Origin of the sequence: Actinokineospora spheciospongiae (assembly GCF_000564855.1) — a bacterium.
GTDB lineage: Bacteria > Actinomycetota > Actinomycetes > Mycobacteriales > Pseudonocardiaceae > Actinokineospora > Actinokineospora spheciospongiae.
Window position 1 is genome coordinate 38,153 of the sequence record NZ_AYXG01000148.1, and the last position, 16,256, is coordinate 54,408.

Annotated in this window: 14 protein-coding genes; 10 read left to right on the forward strand and 4 right to left on the reverse strand. The window is 72.8% G+C overall.

Going from position 1 to position 16,256, the window contains the following annotated elements; translation table 11 throughout:
* Positions 1 to 225 precede the first annotated feature (225 nt).
* From UO65_RS19970 to UO65_RS19985, 4 genes are read left to right on the forward strand one after another with little or no spacing between them, the layout of a single operon-like run.
* Positions 226 to 1,368 carry an acyl-CoA dehydrogenase family protein gene (locus UO65_RS19970; protein ID WP_035284852.1) on the forward strand — a complete coding sequence of 381 codons (1,143 nt, stop codon included), beginning with the start codon at positions 226 to 228 and terminating at the stop codon, positions 1,366 to 1,368.
* 54 nt (positions 1,369 to 1,422) lie between these two features.
* Entirely contained in the window at positions 1,423 to 2,508 is a 1,086-nt protein-coding gene (locus UO65_RS19975) for a DUF6081 family protein (RefSeq protein WP_052021393.1), read from the forward strand.
* 5 nt (positions 2,509 to 2,513) lie between these two features.
* Complete coding sequence (locus UO65_RS33475) at positions 2,514 to 2,933, forward strand: lipocalin-like domain-containing protein (RefSeq protein ID WP_200873410.1); 420 nt, start codon at positions 2,514 to 2,516, stop codon at positions 2,931 to 2,933.
* The gene (locus UO65_RS19985; RefSeq protein ID WP_035284855.1) at positions 2,930 to 3,859 is read left to right on the forward strand and encodes an alpha/beta hydrolase; all 930 of its coding nucleotides are present in this window, start codon (positions 2,930 to 2,932) and stop codon (positions 3,857 to 3,859) included. Before UO65_RS33475 ends, UO65_RS19985 begins: the two co-directional genes overlap by 4 nt.
* Before the next feature lie 103 nt (positions 3,860 to 3,962).
* On the opposite strand, the gene UO65_RS19990 is transcribed toward UO65_RS19985, so the two are convergent.
* Positions 3,963 to 4,541: a flavodoxin family protein gene (locus UO65_RS19990; RefSeq protein WP_035284857.1), complete on the reverse strand. Its 579-nt coding sequence runs from the start codon at positions 4,539 to 4,541 to the stop codon at positions 3,963 to 3,965.
* A 413-nt stretch (positions 4,542 to 4,954) separates the two neighbouring features.
* On the opposite strand from UO65_RS19990, the gene UO65_RS19995 reads away from it, so the two are divergent.
* Complete coding sequence (locus UO65_RS19995) at positions 4,955 to 5,731, forward strand: AfsR/SARP family transcriptional regulator (RefSeq protein ID WP_035284858.1); 777 nt, start codon at positions 4,955 to 4,957, stop codon at positions 5,729 to 5,731.
* Between the two features lie 67 nt (positions 5,732 to 5,798).
* On the opposite strand, the gene UO65_RS20000 is transcribed toward UO65_RS19995, so the two are convergent.
* The gene (locus tag UO65_RS20000) at positions 5,799 to 6,542 is read right to left on the reverse strand and encodes a cyclase family protein (RefSeq protein ID WP_035284860.1); all 744 of its coding nucleotides are present in this window, start codon (positions 6,540 to 6,542) and stop codon (positions 5,799 to 5,801) included.
* A 322-nt stretch (positions 6,543 to 6,864) separates the two neighbouring features.
* Here UO65_RS20000 and UO65_RS20005 point away from each other — a divergent pair, with 322 nt between their 5' ends.
* Positions 6,865 to 8,331 carry an FAD-dependent oxidoreductase gene (locus tag UO65_RS20005; protein ID WP_200873411.1) on the forward strand — a complete coding sequence of 489 codons (1,467 nt, stop codon included), beginning with the start codon at positions 6,865 to 6,867 and terminating at the stop codon, positions 8,329 to 8,331.
* Positions 8,332 to 8,482: 151 nt separating this feature from the next.
* On the forward strand, positions 8,483 to 9,442 hold the full coding sequence (locus UO65_RS20010; protein WP_035284865.1) for an aromatase/cyclase: 960 nt from the start codon (positions 8,483 to 8,485) through the stop codon (positions 9,440 to 9,442).
* A gap of 119 nt (positions 9,443 to 9,561) precedes the next feature.
* Here UO65_RS20010 and UO65_RS20015 read toward each other — a convergent pair whose 3' ends face one another.
* Positions 9,562 to 10,182: a TetR/AcrR family transcriptional regulator gene (locus tag UO65_RS20015; RefSeq protein WP_035284867.1), complete on the reverse strand. Its 621-nt coding sequence runs from the start codon at positions 10,180 to 10,182 to the stop codon at positions 9,562 to 9,564.
* A 147-nt stretch (positions 10,183 to 10,329) separates the two neighbouring features.
* Between UO65_RS20015 and UO65_RS20020 the strand changes: the two genes are divergently transcribed.
* Positions 10,330 to 11,424: a pyridoxamine 5'-phosphate oxidase family protein gene (locus UO65_RS20020; RefSeq protein ID WP_233427763.1), complete on the forward strand. Its 1,095-nt coding sequence runs from the start codon at positions 10,330 to 10,332 to the stop codon at positions 11,422 to 11,424.
* 75 nt (positions 11,425 to 11,499) lie between these two features.
* Here the strand turns inward: UO65_RS20020 and UO65_RS20025 are convergent, their stop codons facing one another.
* A complete protein-coding gene (locus UO65_RS20025; protein ID WP_035284869.1) occupies positions 11,500 to 11,931 on the reverse strand; it encodes a nuclear transport factor 2 family protein in 432 nt (143 codons plus the stop codon).
* A 163-nt stretch (positions 11,932 to 12,094) separates the two neighbouring features.
* On the opposite strand from UO65_RS20025, the gene UO65_RS20030 reads away from it, so the two are divergent.
* Positions 12,095 to 12,880 carry an SDR family NAD(P)-dependent oxidoreductase gene (locus UO65_RS20030; protein WP_035284871.1) on the forward strand — a complete coding sequence of 262 codons (786 nt, stop codon included), beginning with the start codon at positions 12,095 to 12,097 and terminating at the stop codon, positions 12,878 to 12,880.
* 167 nt (positions 12,881 to 13,047) lie between these two features.
* Entirely contained in the window at positions 13,048 to 15,702 is a 2,655-nt protein-coding gene (locus UO65_RS20035; RefSeq protein ID WP_052021396.1) for a SpoIIE family protein phosphatase, read from the forward strand.
* The last annotated feature ends 554 nt before the right edge of the window (positions 15,703 to 16,256 follow it).

A 16,256-nucleotide genomic window follows, 5' to 3' on the forward strand; every position in this document is an offset into this window, starting at 1 on the left:
GGACCGATCATCGGTGTGACCCCCTTCCAAGGCGGACGCCAGCGTCGCCACCGGTACTAGTGGGACGGTCGGGCCGTGGTTGGCCGGTGCGGTCGATCCGGTGCGCCCCAGCGAAAGCCCAGCGGGACCCGAGCGGCGGCGGTGAGCATCCGGGGGCGGGCCGGGACGGAACCGGCCGTGCCGCGGCTCCCCCGAGCCGAACCCGCCAGCCGAGGAGCGAACCGGATGGACCTGGAATCGACGCCGACCCCCCTGCTCACCGCGGCCGGGGAGGTGGCGGTCGCGGCGGCGCGGTGCGCCCCCGGCGCGGAAGCCCGGCGCAGGCTCGACCCCGAGGTGGTCAAGTCGTTGGTGGTGGCCGGGTTCCCCCGGCACTTCGTGCCCGCGGAGTGCGGCGGGAACCCGGGCACCTTCCTGGAGTTGAACCGGGCGGTGAGCGCGGTCGGCGAGGGCTGCACCGCCACCGCGTGGTGCGCGTCGCTGGCCGCGCACGTGTCGCGGATGGCGGCGCACCTGCCCGCCGAGGGCTACCGCGAGGTCTGGGCGGACGGCCCCGACGCGCTGCTCGTCGCGTCGCTGACCCCGGCCGGTCGCGCCGAGACCGCGCCCGGCGGCTACCGGCTGACCGGCAAGTGGCCCTTCGTCAGCGCCATCGACCACGCCGAGTGGGCGCTGCTGGCCTCGACGGCGGACGACGGCCGCGCCAGGGTCTTCGCCGTGCCGCGCTCGGCCTGGCGCACCGCGGACACCTGGGAGAACGTCGGCATGGCCGCCACCGGCAGCAACACGGTGCTCGTCGAGGACGTCTTCGTCCCGGCGGCGCGCACCGTCAGCCGCGACGACCTGTTCGCCGGTCGCGCGACCGACTCCGACGCCCCGTGCCACGCGGTGCCGATGCAGTCCACCACGATGATGTTCGCGGTGCCCGCGCTCGGTGCCGCCAAGGGCGCGCTGAAGTCCTGGGTGGACCACGTGACCCCGAGGATTCGGGCCGCGGCGGCGGCACCGGCGCCCGCCCTGCCGGGGATGCCGACGTTCAACCGGGCCGCCCACGACGTGGTCCTGACCCGCAGCGCGGCCGAGATCGACGCCGCCGAGCTGCTGCTCGAACGGGCCGCGGTCACCGCCGACCTCGGGCCCGCGATCACGGTGCTGGACACCACGCGCACCTGGCGCGACTGCGCGGTGGCCACCGAATCCCTGGTGGCGGTGGTGAACCGGCTGTTCCGCGCCGTGGGGACCACCGGGCAGAACTCGGCCAACCCGGTCCAGCGGTTCTGGCGCGACGTCAACTCCCTGGCGGGCCACCAGGGCCTCCAGGTCGAGTCCGCGTCGACCGCCTACGCGCACCAGGTGATCCGGGTGTAGCGGCGATCCCCGGAACCGGAGTGCCCCACGAAGAGGATCGGAGACGGATCTGCCATGACGACGAACCGGCGTACCGCCACGCAGGGCATCCCCGGGGCCGCGGGCCCGGACGCGGCCCCGGCGCCCACCGCGCGGGCGAGCGCCCCACCCGCGCCGTTCCGGGTCGTCTGGGACGACTTCTCCCGGGGCCTGCGCACCGAGGGGCCGGACGCGAAGTGGGTGCACCTGCCGTTCGGTCCCACCACCGGGCGCGACGGCGTCATCACCACGTCGCCGCGCGGCCTGCGGGTCCGTTCCTCCGGGATCAACCCGGCGACCGGTGAGCCCGCCTTCACCGCCACCGTGGCCCAGGACGACCCCGGCGGTTTCCCCGGCACGCTCGACCACGTCAAGTGGCTGGTCTACGCCAACAGGACGTCCTCGGGCGGAACGCTCGGCTTCGACACCGGACCCGGGTACGAACTGTCCTGCGAGACCAACCTGTCGGGCCGGACGTACGGCGTCGGTCGACACCCCTTCGGCGCGCGGGTGCCCAGTGCCGAGGACGACCCCCGGCTGGCCTCCGCGGCGCTGGCCATGCAGGACCTGGCAACGGACGTCGCCTTCGAGTTCGCCCTCACCAACGAGAGCGTCTACGCCTACTACGAGCGGCTGCCCAACAGCCGCGGCGCGCTCGGGAACTACGCCTCCTTCCTCTACGCGATCCCGGTCGGGCGGCGATCACCGGACCAGACGCACCACCTCAGGCTCGCCCACGACCACTCGCGCGGCCTGGTCCGCTGGTTCCTCGACGGCCGGGAGGTCTTCCGGCTCGACCGGATCGGCCACCACCTGCCGCCTGCGCTGCGCCGCCACCTGGTGCAGGACCACGGTGGCGTCGAGGAGACGGTCCGGCCGGACCAGCTCGCCGTCGGGATGGGGCTGTTCAACTTCCTCGACGGGGCCGCACCCGGCCGCCCCGGCTCCGGCCTGGTGCGGCTGAGCACCGCCACCGACTACTACTACGACCCGGTCACCGGCCCGCCCACCCCGCTGACCTTCGCCGACGACCGCAGCCTGGAGGCGAACCGCCTGTTCGGCCAGGGAGCCTCCCTGCGGATGGACCGGCTCGTGGTCGCGCACCGGCCCGCCGCGTGGTGACGGCGGTGGCGACCGACGCCCTCGCCGCCGCACTGGCCGGGGCCTGGCGGCTCGACGCCTACGTCGACGTGACCGACGGGCTGGTCGAGGAGGGCCCGCTCGGCCCCACCCCCGCGGGCCTGCTCATCTACACCGGTTGCGGCCGGGTGTCGGTGAGCATGATGCGGACCGATCCCGGTCCGCCCGCGCCGGGCGGTCAGGTGGTCCGCTTCATGGGCTACGCGGGCACGTGGTGGCTGGTGGGGCGCCACGTCGTCCACCAGGTCGACGTGGCGTCGCACGACTACCTGGTGGGCACCCGCCAGGTGCGCGACCTCGCGCTCGACGGCGACCTGCTCACCCTGTCCGGTCAGACACCGCCGGGCGCGGGACCGCCGCGCAGGCGGGTGCTGACCTGGCGCCGCGCGACCGGGGGGCCGCGATGACCCACGACTTCGACCCGGACCTGGCCGACGCCGCACCGCGGCTGCGACCGCTCGACTACGCGGACCCGGTCTCGGCGCGGGCCGCCCTGCGCGCGGTCATGGCCCGGCAGCCGCGCCACGAGCCGGTGTCGGAGGTGCTGGTGCGGGACCAGACCGTCCCGGGGCCGGTCGGGGCCCCCGGGGTGGTGGTGCGGCTGCACCGCCCGGCGGCCCGGGTCGACCCGCTGCCCGCGCTGGTCTTCCCGCACTGGGGCGGGTTCGTGACCGGCGACCTGGACACGGTGGACACCGCGGCCACCCGGATCGCCGACCTCGTCGGCGCGGTCGTGGTGTCCCCCGACTACCGCCTGGCGCCGGAGCACCCGTACCCGGCCGGGCTGGAGGACTGCTACGCGGCGCTGGAGTGGACGGTGGCCGAGGCCGCCGCGCTGGGGGTCGACGCAGACCGGGTCGCGGTGGGCGGCTTCAGCGCGGGCGGAGCGCTGGCGGCGGGGCTCGCGCTGCTCGCCAGGGACCGGTCCGGCCCCCGGGTGTGCTTCCAGTACCTGCTGTTCCCCCAGTTGGACGACCGGCTCACCACCCCCTCGGCGCGTTCCTTCGTGGACACGCCGATGCTGGACCGCCGGAGCCTGGAGTTGAGCTGGGGCCACTACCTGGGGGGAGCGGCGGCTTCGGGCCACGCCGCGCCCGCCCGCGCCGAGGACCTGTCCGGGCTCCCGCCCGCCTTCGTCGGGGTGTGCGAGTACGACCCGCTGCGCGACGAGGGCATCGATTACGCCCACCGGTTGGCCGCCAGCGGCGTGGAGGCCGAGCTGGCGCACTACTCCGGCGCGTTCCACGGCTCGATCGGCCTCGCCCACGCGGCGTCCTCGCGGCGGATGATCGCCGACCAGGTCACCGCGCTGCGCCGCGCACTGCACCCCTGACGCGCCACCGGGCGGCAGGAGCACCGGGAACCCGCGGGGTGCCCGGGTCACCCGACCCGGGCACCCCGCCCCGACCTCTGCCCGCCGCCGCGGCGGGCGCCGGTCAGATCGAGAGCCTGGCCCGGCTCAGCAGCAGCGCGTGGTCGGCGACCCGGCGGCCGAGGTGGGCCGCGGTGAGCAGGTCCGCCTCGCTCATGGCCTCCGGCCCCTGGTCCCCCGGGCACCGCCCCATGGCGCCCAGCCAGCCACCGAGCCGATTCAGCTCGGTCTCGGCCGTGCCGGGCGGCAGGTCGAGGTTCACCCAGTGCATCCCGTGCTGGGCGGCCAGGATGGTGAAGTACTGGAGCGTGTTCAGCTTGTCACCGCTCATCGCCCCGGAGGTGGTGAAGCCCGCGGCCACCTTGTCCTTCCACGCCTGGGCGAACCAGCGCCCGCTGGTGGCGTGCGCGAAGGTGTGGAACTGCGGGCTCGCCGACCCCATGTAGGTGGGCGAGCCGAAGATCATGGCGTCCGCCGCGTCGAGCCGGGCCCACTTGTCCTCGGTCAGTTCGTCGAGCGTGAGCAGCTCCGCGGCGACGCCGTCGACGGAGGCCGCGCCGTCGCACGTCGCCTCGGCCATCCTGGTCGTGTGCCCGTAGCCGCTGTGGAAGGCGACGACGACCGAGACCGTCTTGGCGGTCATGTGTTTTCCCTTCGTGCTGCCGGTCCGGTGCGGCCGTCGGTTCGCGTCCGACGGCTCCGGGGTTTCCTCTTTCAGCCTGGCAGCTCCAACCGATTGCCAGAACTGACCGTTCGAGCTGTTGGACCTACCCGAAAGGGGAGGCCGATGTCGATTGAGCGCGACGGTCAGAACAAATACTTCCCTTTCGAGTGAATGTGTGTGATTCAAGTCACATTGCATTTCGTTGCACGCGAGATGTACTCCTCCTACCCTCGGTGAGGAAGTCTCGGACTGTCACCGCACAGCCTCTTGCCGCACAGCACTTCGTGCATGGTGCAGACAATGGCGCAGGACAGTGACAGTGTTTTCGCGAAACGTGGGTATTCGGGGATGGGTGCCCGCGCCGAGCATTTGTTTCGACCGGGGGGATCACCTTGAAGTTTCACCTGTTGGGCCAATTCACCATTGAAACGGCGGAGGGAAAACTTTCCTTCCTGCCCAAATCGAAGATCACCCAGATCCTCGGCGTGCTGCTGGTGCAGAACGGCGAGACCGTCCGGGTGGACACGCTGATCGAGGAGCTCTGGGGGGAGGACGTCCCGCGCAGCGCGCTCACCACGCTGCAGACCTACGTCTACCACGCGCGCAGGATGTTCGCGAAGATGCCGGAGGGGAAGGGGCTGCTGCTCACCAGACCGTCCGGGTACGCGGTGGACGTCGCCGACGACGCGATCGACATCAAGGTGTTCGAGCGGCTGGTCGGCCAGGCGCGGCGGCAACTGCACGCCGGGCAGCCGGAGGCGGCGATCGAGTCCGTCGACCGGGCGGTGGCCCTCTGGCGGGGTCCGGTGCTCGCGGGCATGCCGCTGGGCAGGGTGCTCGACGCCCACGTCACCTACCTCGACGAGTTCAGGTTCTCCGCCACCGAGCTGTGGGTGGCCGCGAGCAGGCGCCTCGGCCGGGACCGGGAGGTCGTCCCCCGGCTCCGCCTGCTGGTGGCCGAGAACCCGCTGAACGAGAGCCTGCACGCCCAGCTCATCCGCTCCCTGCACCGGTGCGGCAGGCGGGCGGAGGCGCTGGAGGCCTACCGGAACCTCTGGCGCATCCTCGACCGGGAGTTGGGCGTGGAACCGGCCCCGGAACTGCAACTGCTGCAACACGAGCTGTTGGCGACCGGGAGCGGTCACGCGCCACCGCGCATGGCGCTCTGACGCTCCGACCACGGGGGAACGGTTCGACGGCGCGTGCCGGTCCTGCCGCGACACGCGCCGCCGGGCATCAGAGCATCGCCACGACCCGGGTCCACCCCGCTCCCGCGCCCGCGAGGGAGACGGGGAAGCAGGAGACCGTGAACCCCGTCGCCGCGGGGAGGTCCCCCAGGTTGGCGAGCTTCTCCAGTTGCAGGTACTCCCTGCTGCGGCCGTAGAGGTGTGCGGGCCACAGGTGGGCGCGATCGCCGGTGCGGCGGTAGTCGTCGACCATGGACCGCATCGGGCGGTCCAGGCCCCAAGCGTCGATGCCGATGACCCGCACCCCGCGCTCCACCAGGAAGGCCGTGCCCTCCCCGGTGAGGCCGGGGTAGTCGGTGAGGTAGTCGGCCGACCCCCAGAGCGCGTCCGCTCCGGTCCACAGGAGCACCAGGTCGCCCGGGGCGAGGTCGTGCCCGGCGGCGGCCAGCGCGGCGGTCAGGTGCGCCTCGGTGATCCCCGCCCCGGCGGGCACGTGCCGCAGGTCCAGGCGCACGCCGGGGCCGTGGCACCAGTCGAGCGGCACCTGATCGATGCTCTTGGCGGGCCGCCCGCCGCTCTCCGGGCCGTAGTGCAGCGGGGCGTCCATGTGGGTGCCGGTGTGCGTGGTGAGGGTGACCGTCTCGTTGGAGATGGCCATCCCCCCGGGGAAGTCCTCCGGTCGCAGTCCGAGCACGGCCGCGGCCGCGCGGTGGTCGAGCAGGTCGACCTTGACCGGTGTCGCTTCGCTGGGGGTGTCCGTCGTGGTCACGCTGAGGTCGATGAAACGTGTCATGCGGTTTGTCTCCTGTCCGCGATTACCGCGCCTGCGGGGTGACCGCGCGTTCGGCCCGCCGCCACGCGGGTGCGGTCGGCATCGACGGGTTCGGAGTGTGCGCGGGCTCGATCGCGGATCGCTGGGAGGCGGATCAATCCCGGCTCGCGATTCGCGGAAAGCGCCGGAACCGCGCCCGGGGATGTGTGAATGTTTCAGTGGGAAAACAACGGATCAAGGGGGAGCGGAGAACATGCAGAACGACATAGAAAGCACTGCGACGCGCAGAAGCGCATTCGGACCGGTGACGGTGACATCCGATGATCGGCGTTATCCCGAACTGGTGGTCGGTTTCAACCGGCGGTGGGGGGCGAAGCCGGAAAGCGTCCGGCTCGTCGGGAGCGCCGAGCAGGTCGAGAGAGTGGTCCGGGAAGCCGTGCGGACCGGGAAGCGGATCTCCGTCCGCAGCGGCGGGCACTGCTACGCCGACCTGGCCTACCACGCCGAAGCCGAGATCATCATCGACCTCTCGCTGATGGACGGCATCCACTACGACCCGCACCGCAGGGCGTTCGCCGTCGAGAGCGGCGCGCAACTGGGCCACATCTACGAAACGCTGTTCCGCGGTTGGGGCGTGACGCTCCCCGGCGGGGTGTGCCCGTCGGTCGGCATCGGCGGCCACGCGACCGGCGGCGGCCACGGCCTGCTCTCGCGCCAGTTCGGCAACGTCGCCGACCTGATCGAGGCCGTCGAGGTGGTGGTGGTCGACCGGCACGGCGACGTGCGGACCGTCGTCGCCTCGCGGCAGGACACCGGCAGGCTCAACGACCTGTGGTGGGCCTGCGCGGGCGGGGGCGGCGGCAGCTTCGGGGTGATCACGAAGTTCTGGTTCCGCACCCGGGGCGCCACCGGGCACGACCCGGCGGCGCAACTGCCGAACCCCCCGGCCGAGGTGCTGATCAGCACCGCGTTCGCCGCGTGGGAGCAGCTCGACCAGGCCACCTTCACCGCCCTGATCCGGAACCAGTGCCAGTGGTACGTCGACCACAGCGCCCCGGACTCGCCCGGCGCCGCGCTCTGCGGCCTGCTGTTCGTCCAGCACGTCTCGACGGGCGGCATCGGGATGCTCACCCAGGTCGACGCCACGGTCCCCGGCGCGGAGGAGCTGCTGCGGGACTACCTCGACGCGGTCACCGCGGGCACCGGGATCACCGGCCCGTTCCCGTTCCGGCGGCTGCCGTGGCTGGCCTCCACCGAGACCATCGACACCAGCAACCCCACGGTCATGACCAACTCGACGCTGCGCAGCGGGATCAAGCAGGCCTACCTGCGCGAGCGCTTCACCGACGAGCAGATCGGCGCCATCTACCGGCACATGACCAGGCGGGACTACTCCAACCCGTTCCCCGGCGCCTCGCTGCTGCAACTCGGGGCGATGGCGGGCGGGCAGGTGAACGCCCTGGCCCCCACCGACACCGCGGTGTTCCAGCGCCGGTCCGCCCTCGTCGCGGTGCTGGAGAACTACTGGGTCACCGAGGCCGAGGACGAGGCGAACCTCGGTTGGCTGCGCGAGCTCTACGGTGAGGTGTTCGCGTCCACCGGCGGCTACCCCGTGCCCGGCGAGCGCTACGAGGGCTGCAACATCAACGCCCCCGACCCCGACATCACCGACCCGCGGTTCAACCGGTCCGGCGTGCCGTGGCACACCTTCTACTTCGGCCAGAACTACCCGCGGCTGCAACGGGCGAAGGCCCACTGGGACCCGGGCAACCACTTCCGCCACTCGCTCTCGGTGACCGCCGACCGCTGAGCGCCGAGGCGGTGGGGCGGGGTCCGCCCGCCCCACCGCCTCGGCTCGGGCCCGACGGGCGCACCAGCGGAGCACGAGCAGCAGCCCCGATCATCTGCCGGGGCGGTGCCGACCCGTCCACCCAGCACCCGAGGAAGAGGCGACAGCACCGATGCGAACCGAACGCGAACACCACACCGAACACCGACTGGTCGTCGCGGCGCCGCCGCGGGTCCTCTACGGCCTGGTCGCCGACGTCACCGCCTGGCCCGCCGTGTTCGGCCCGAGCGTGCACGTCCGGCACCTCGACCGGTCCGAGCGCGAGGAGCGCTTCGAGCTGTGGGCCACGGTGAACGGGGCCGTCAGCACCTGGACCTCCCGGCGCACGCTGGACCCCGGCGGGTTGCGGGTGACCTTCGACCGCGAGGTGAGCGCGCCGCCGATCGCCTCGATGGGCGGCGAGTGGCGGTTCCGCGCCCTGCCGGGGAACCGGTGCGAGGTCGTGCTGCTGCACCGCTTCACCACGACCGACGACGACCCCGGGACCGTGGGGTGGGTCACCGCGGCACTGGACCGCAACAGCCCGGAGGAACTCGCCGCCCTGGCCCGCGTCGCGCAGTCCGGTCACCCGGTCGAGGACGTCGTCTTCTCGTTCACCGACGCCCGGGCCCTGTCCGGCTCGGCGGCGGGCGCCTACGAGTTCGTGGCACGCGCGGACCTGTGGGCCGAGCGGCTGCCGCACGTCTCCAGGGCGGTGCTGTCCGAACCGGCCCCCGGCGTCCAGGACCTGGAGCTGGACACGGTGACGGCGGACGGCTCCCGGCACACCACCCGGTCGGTCCGGGTGTGCGGTGAAGGGGAGTGGATCGCGTACAAGCAGGTGGTCACCCCGGAGCTGCTGCACGGGCACAGTGGCCTGTGGACCTTCACCGAGGGGCCGGAGGGCGCGCTGGTGACCTCCCGGCACACGGTGGTCATCAACCCCGGGGCGGTCGGCACCGTGCTCGGAGCGGGCAAGACCGTGGCCGACGCCAAGGTGTTCGTGCGGAACGCCCTCGGCCGCAACAGCGCGACGACCATGTCCTCCGCCGCTGCCTTCGCCGCCGAGCACAGCGCCCGGTCCGGGTTTTGACCTGTGCAGTGGAGCGGTGGAGCGGTCGGGGCTGCGGACGCCCCGGTGGACGTCTGCGCGTCGTTCGGCGCGGACACCGCCTCGGGTGTGCCTGCCGGTCGTCGGCGGGTGCATCGCGCCTACTGGCCCCCGCGCAGGTAGCGGGTCACCATGGCGACCAGTTCGTTCTCGAACGTCTCGACGGGGACGGTCTGCGGAGCGGCCATGAACCTGTGCGTGTTGATCTCCACGGTGAACAGGATGATCTGCGCGGCGGTGTCGGGGTCGCCCACGTGGATGTCGGGGTGCCGGACGAGGATGTCGCGGACCTGGGCCGTGCGCAGCTTCTCGTGCCGGTCGATCGTGTCGTGCAGCGCCCGGGAGACCGGTGCCTCCTCGATCATCACCCGGAGCAGGCGGGGGTCGTCGCTGTGGTTGTCGATGGCGTCGCGGACGAACGCCCGGACCGTCGCCTCCAGCGTCCCCGGTGAGAGGTCGACATCGTCGGCGCTGGTCCAGGTGCCGCGGTCGATGTGCTGGACCAGGAGTTCGGCGAGGATGGCGTCCTTGTTCGGGAAGTACTGGTACAGCGAGCCGATGGAGACGTGGGCGTGCTCGGCGATGCGGTTGGTGGTGCCCGCAGCGTAGCCGTGCTGGGCGAAAACGTGAGCAGCCGCGGTGAGGATGCGCTCGCGCGTGAGCTCGGCGCGCACCTGGCGGGGCTTGCGACGTGGCTCCAAGCGGCGGTCCGTCGGTGGCATCGTGGTCCTCCCCGAGGGCATCGAAAGCGAGTGGAAAACATGTGAGCTATTGCTCATAATAATCTCACCCGTTCGCGGGTTGCCTGCGGCGCGGTCGGTCCGCGCCGGGCTGAGGGGGTTCCGATGCAGTTCAGCGCACTCCACCGCATGACGACGTTCGACGAGGTCGAGGCCGTCGTGGGACGACCGCCGTCGATCATCATGCTGAAGCAGGTCAGCGCCCTCGACGAGGGCTGCCGCGCCATCCTCGCGCTCTGCCCGCTGGCGGGCTTCGGTCACCGCGACGCCGACGGCGTCAGCCGCACGGCGTTCGTCGGCGGCGCACCGGGATTCGTGCGCGTCCACTCGCCGACGCGGATCTCGTTCACCCTGCCCGACGGCGAGGCGCACGGCCCGGTGTCCTTCGTCTTCCTCCTGCCGGGCATCAGGGAAACGTTGCGCGTCAACGGTTCTGTTGCCAGGCGGAAGGGCACCGAGACGTTCGTCGACGTCCAGGAGGCGTACGTGCACTGCGGGCAGGCCGTCATCCGCTCGCGCCTGTGGCAGCCACCCGCTCCCACGCCCCCGACGCCCGGCGTCGAGGGCGACGGACCGCTGCGCGGGCCCGGTGTCGCGGACTTCCTCACCGCCGCCCCGTTCCTCGCCCTGTCCACGTGGGACGATTCGGGCGGCGGTGACACCAGCCCGCGCGGGGACCGGGACGTCGTCGCGCGGGTTCTCGACGCCCGGACGCTCGTCATCCCGGACCGCAGGGGCAACAGGCGCGCGGACAGCCTCCACAACGTCCTCCGGGACGACCGGCTCTCGTTCGCCGCCCTCGTCCCCGGCCGCACCGACGTGCTGCACGTCCGCGGCCGGGGCTCGATCACCGACGATCCGGCGTTGTTGGAGACGATGGCGTTGCGCGGGACGCCCCCGCACGCGGCGCTGCTCGTCGACGTCGACCACGCCGAGGTGACCGCCTGCGCCGCCGTGGCGCGCTCGGGGGTGTGGACGGCGGCCACGCACCTCGATCGCCACGCGGTGCCGGATCTGATGGCGCTGGCCGGGGCCCACCTCGCCGCGAACATGGCCGACGCCCGGAGGGGCCCGCTCGCTCGCGCGCTCAAGGCCGTCGTGGGGATTCCCGGGATCGGTCGGGTGTTGCGGCCGGTGGTGGACCGCGCCTACCGGTCCGGGCTGCGGAAGGAGGGCTACGAGGACGTCGAGGTCGGCTCACGGCGCGGCGTGCGGCTCGGGTGATCCGCGGACCGACCTCCCGGTCCACCGGCGCGGGGTCTCCACCGCCTGCGGAAACCCCGCGCCCCGGTCAGCGGCTCAGTCGAAGTGGAGCCGGTCCTGCCGGACGTGCCTGGACCTGGTCAGCAGTTCGTCCCCCACCCGCACCAGCACGTCGGTCACCAGGCAACTGGGCCCGATGCGCTGGTCGCCACCCGGCCTGGTGTTGACCGTGTAGGCGTAGTAGGTCGCGCGCCAGGAACCACCCTCCCCCGGGTCGAGGACGACCATGTTGAACCAGTGCCTGCGGACCACCGGGTCGTCGTCGAAGCGCCGGTGGAACTCGACCAGTTCCGCCACGATCCCCGCCCTGGTGGCGGCCAACTGCCCCGGCGTGTGGCTGAACTCGCCGTCCTCGGTGAAGGTCGCGGCGAAGCCCTCGAAGTCGCGGCCGTCCATCAGGTGCGTCTGCCTGGCGAGGAAGTGCACCACCTCGCCGTGGAGGTCGCGGGCGGTGTCGGTCGTGGTCATGGGTTCCTCCCGGTGCCGTGCGGAAGCCGCCACCGTGGCGCACCGGACTAGCGGGTCGCTCGAACCCCGCCCCCCGGGGCCAAGACGGGCACGACCGGACTCCGAGCGGCACCGGTCACCGTCGTGCCGTCGCCCGCGTTCCACCACCGCGAAGGGAAGAGCCATGAGCCGAGTCGACCAGCAGGTCGCGATCGTCACCGGTGCCACCAGCGGGATGGGGCTGGTCATCGCCGAACGGCTGGCCCAGCAGGGCAGGCGGGTCTACCTCTGCGCCCGGGACGCGGATCGGCTGGCCCGCACGGTGGGGTCCCTGCGGGCCCGGGGGCTCGAGGTGGACGGGAGCGCGTGCGACGTGACCTCCGCCGACCAGGTGGGGCGGTTCGTCCGCGCCGCCGTCGACCGGTACGGGCCGATCGACGTCCTGGTCAACAACGCCGGGCGCAGCGGCGGTGGCGCCACCGCCGAGATCCCCGACGAGCTGTGGTTCGACGTCATCAACACCAACCTCAACAGCGTGTTCCTGATGACGAAGGCGGTGCTCACCACCGGCGCCATGCTGGACCGCAAGTGGGGCCGGGTGGTCAACATCGCCTCGACCGGGGGCAAGCAGGGCGTGGTGCACGCCGCACCCTACTCGGCGTCGAAGCACGGGGTGGTCGGGTTCAGCAAGGCGCTCGGGCTGGAGCTGGCCGCCACCGGCATCACCGTGAACGCCGTGTGCCCCGGGTTCGTCGAGACCCCCATGGCCGCGCGGGTGCGCGAGCACTACGCCGGGATCTGGGGGGTCGACACCGAGGAGGCGTTCGACCGCATCACGGCCCGCGTGCCGATCCACCGGTACGTGGAGTCGGACGAGGTGGCGGCCATGGTCGAGTACCTGGTCTGCGAGCGGGCCGGGGCGGTGACCGCCCAGGCGCTGAACGTCTGCGGCGGACTGGGCAACTACTAGAGCCCCTGGTGGGTGATCTTCGGCCCTGGTCCGCGGGGTGTTCCGCCACGCGGTGGTCGGCGGGTCGGAGAGCCGAGGTGGCGGGCGCCCGCGTCACGGCGAGTTGTCGTGGGGGTCCTTCGGCGATTCGTCGGGCATCGGACGGGGGATCGGGGCACCATCGTGGCGTGGACGAAGCGGAGCGACTGCGCGGCTTGTTGGGTGGGCTGCCGCTGGTGGTGTGGGAGGCGGACGCGCGGACGGGGGCGTTCACGTTCGTGTCCGAGCACGCCGAGACCCTGTTGGGGTACCCGGTCACCCGTTGGACGGGTGACCGGGGGTTCTGGGCGTCGATCACCCACCCCGACGACCGGGCCGCGGCGGCGGAGTTCCGCGCGCGGAACGTGGCCGAGCGCGACGACTTCGAGTCCGACTACCGGGTCACCGCCGCCGACGGGCGGGTGCTGTGGGTGCACGACGTCGTCCACGTGGTCCGGGGCGCGGGGGGTGAACCGCGCACGCTGCGCGGGTTGATGGTGGACGTCACGGCGCGGCGGTTCGACGAGGACCGGGAGCGGTTCCTCGCCGAGCTGGAGTTGGCGCTGCAACCGCTGACCGACGCCGAGCAGATCATGGCCGAGGCGGCCCGCGGGCTCGGTGAGCACCTGGGCGCCGACCGGTGCGCCTACGCCAGGGCGGAGGCCGACGAGGACCACTTCCTGATGAGCGGTGACCACGCCACCGGCCTGCCGCACCTGCCCGGCCGGTACTCGATGGCCGACTTCGGCGCGGGCTGCCTGCGGGCCATGCGCGCGGGCGAGCCGTGGGTGGTGACCGACAGCGGGACCGACCCGGCGGTCAGGGACCTCGACGCCTACCGGCTGACCGGCATCCGGGCGGTGATCTGCGTCCCGCTGCTCAAGGCGGGCCGGTTCACCGCGGCCATGGCCGTGCACCAGGCCTCGCCCCGGGCGTGGACCGACGACGACGTCGAGCTGGTGGGCGACGTCGCCGCCCGGTGCTGGGAGTCGCTGGAGCGCGCGCACGCCGCGCGGGAGCTGCGGGAGAGCGAGCGGCGGCACCGGATGCTGTTCGAGCACGCGGCCGACGCGGTCTGGATGGCCGACCACGACCTGCGCTTGGTGGAGGTGAACCCGGCGGCGTGCGCGCTGCTCGGGCACTCCCGCGAGCGCCTGCTGTCGATGTCGGTGCCCGACCTGCTGCTGCCGGGCTCGCCGGACCGGTTGGCCGACCTGGTGGCGCGGGTGGCCACCGGGGAGCAGGTCACCGAGGTGTGGGAGGTGCGGCACGCCTCCGGCGCCACGATCTCGGTGGAGTTGAGCATCGCGGGCACCCCGGCGGGCCTGCAGGCGATCGGCCGCGACGTCACCGCCCGCCGCGCGGCCGAGGCGGAGCGGGAGGCCGAGCTGCGCCGCGAGCACGAGATCGCCCAGGCGCTGCAGCACAGCCTGCTGCCGCGCGAGCTGCCCGACCTGGCGCGGCTGGCCACCGCGGCCCGGTACCGGTCGGGGTCGCGGCACGCGCAGACCGGCGGCGACTGGTACGAGGTGCTGCCCACCAGCCGCACGTCCGTGGCGATGGTGGTCGGCGACGTGGTCGGCAAGGGCCCGCGGGCGGCGGCGGTCATGGGCCAACTGCGCAGCGCGCTGGCCGCCTACCTGCTCGACGGCCACTCCCCCGCGTCCGCCCTCCAGCGGTTGGACCTGTTCGCGACCCGCAACCCCGGCGCGGTGGGCAGCACCTGCGCCTGCCTGCTGCTCGACTGGGAGACCGGGGTCCTGCGCTGGTCGGCCGCGGGCCACCCGCCACCGCTGGTGGTGGACGAGACGGGCGCGCGCTTCCTGACCGGCACCACCGGCACGCTCCTGGGCGCGGACGGCACGTTCACCGAGAACGAGGTCCACCTCTCCCCCGGCACCTCACTGGTGCTCTACACCGACGGCCTCGTCGAACGCCGTGACCACCTCATCGACGACGACCTGGCCCGCCTGGCCGACCTCGTCGCCCCGCTGCACGCCCTGGACCCGGAGACCATCACCGACCGCATCACCACCGCCCTCCTGGCCGACGGCCACGACGACGACGTGGCCCTGGTCGTCGCCCGCTACCTGCCCGCCCCCCTGAGCAGGAGGGACGTGCCCGCCACCCCGGCGGTGCTGGCCGAGGTGCGCACGGACATCAGCCGCTGGGGCGCCCTCGCGGCCCTGCCCCAGGACACCGTGATCGACCTCAACCTCATCCTGGGCGAGGCGACGGCCAACTCGGTCGAACACGCCTACCCGAACGGCGGCGGCACACTGGACTACTCGGTCACCCGAGGCGCAGGCGGCTCCCTGCGCACCCAGGTGCGCGACCGCGGGCGCTGGCGGCCACCCCCGGCGGACCCCGGCCACCGAGGCCGCGGCCTGGCCATGATCCGCAGCCTGGCGGCAACAACCATCCAGCACGGCCCAGAAGGAACCCTGATCGACGCCCGGCTCCCCACGAACACCGAAACCACACCGACCACAACGCCCCCACCACAAGTGGAGCGGACACCCACAACCCCCGACCACCGCGTGCGGATCAACGGCGACCTCGACCTGACCGGCGCGGCCCACTGGCGCCCGGAACTGCTGGCACACGCGGCACACGGCGAACCACTGACCGTCGACCTGACCGAGGTGTCCTACCTGAGCAGCTCCGGAATGGCACTCCTGCTGGACATGGCAGCACGCACCACGGTCACGGTCCGGGTGACCGAGGGCAGCGGCCCGGCCCGAGTCCTCGGCCTCTCCGCCCTCCCCGCACATACCGTGGCAGTGGAGGTGGTGACCACTTAGGACCCACGGACCGCACCACCAACACACCACAGGCCCAGCCCCAGCCACCCGAAACCCCCACCGGCGCAGCAACAACCGGCAACCCCGACAAACCGCCAGCCCGACTGCGCAAACGCCCGGGTGGGCGGACGCGCCTGTCGGCCGACCACCCCCAGAACCGGCGGCCCAGCCACCGAAATGCCCAGGTGGGCGGATGTGCTTGTCGGCCGACCACCTCCGAAACCGCTGGCCCGGCGAGCGAATGCCCGGGTGGGTGGAGGTGCTTGCCCAGCCGACCACCCCAAAGACCGCCTGCCCGGCGAGCCAATTGCCCGGGTGGGTCGATGCGATCGCCCAGCCGACCACCCCAAGAACCGGCGGCCCGGCGAGCCAACTGCCCCAGTGGGTGGATGTGCCCGCCCAGCCGACCGCCCCGAAAACCGCCAGCCCAGCCAAGCAAACGCTCGGGTGGGCGGGTGTGCTTGGCCAGCCGATCACCCCGAGAACCGCCGGCCCGGCTACGCGACTGCCCGGGTGGGTGGATGTGTTTGGCCGGGGGTGGCGATCATGTGACA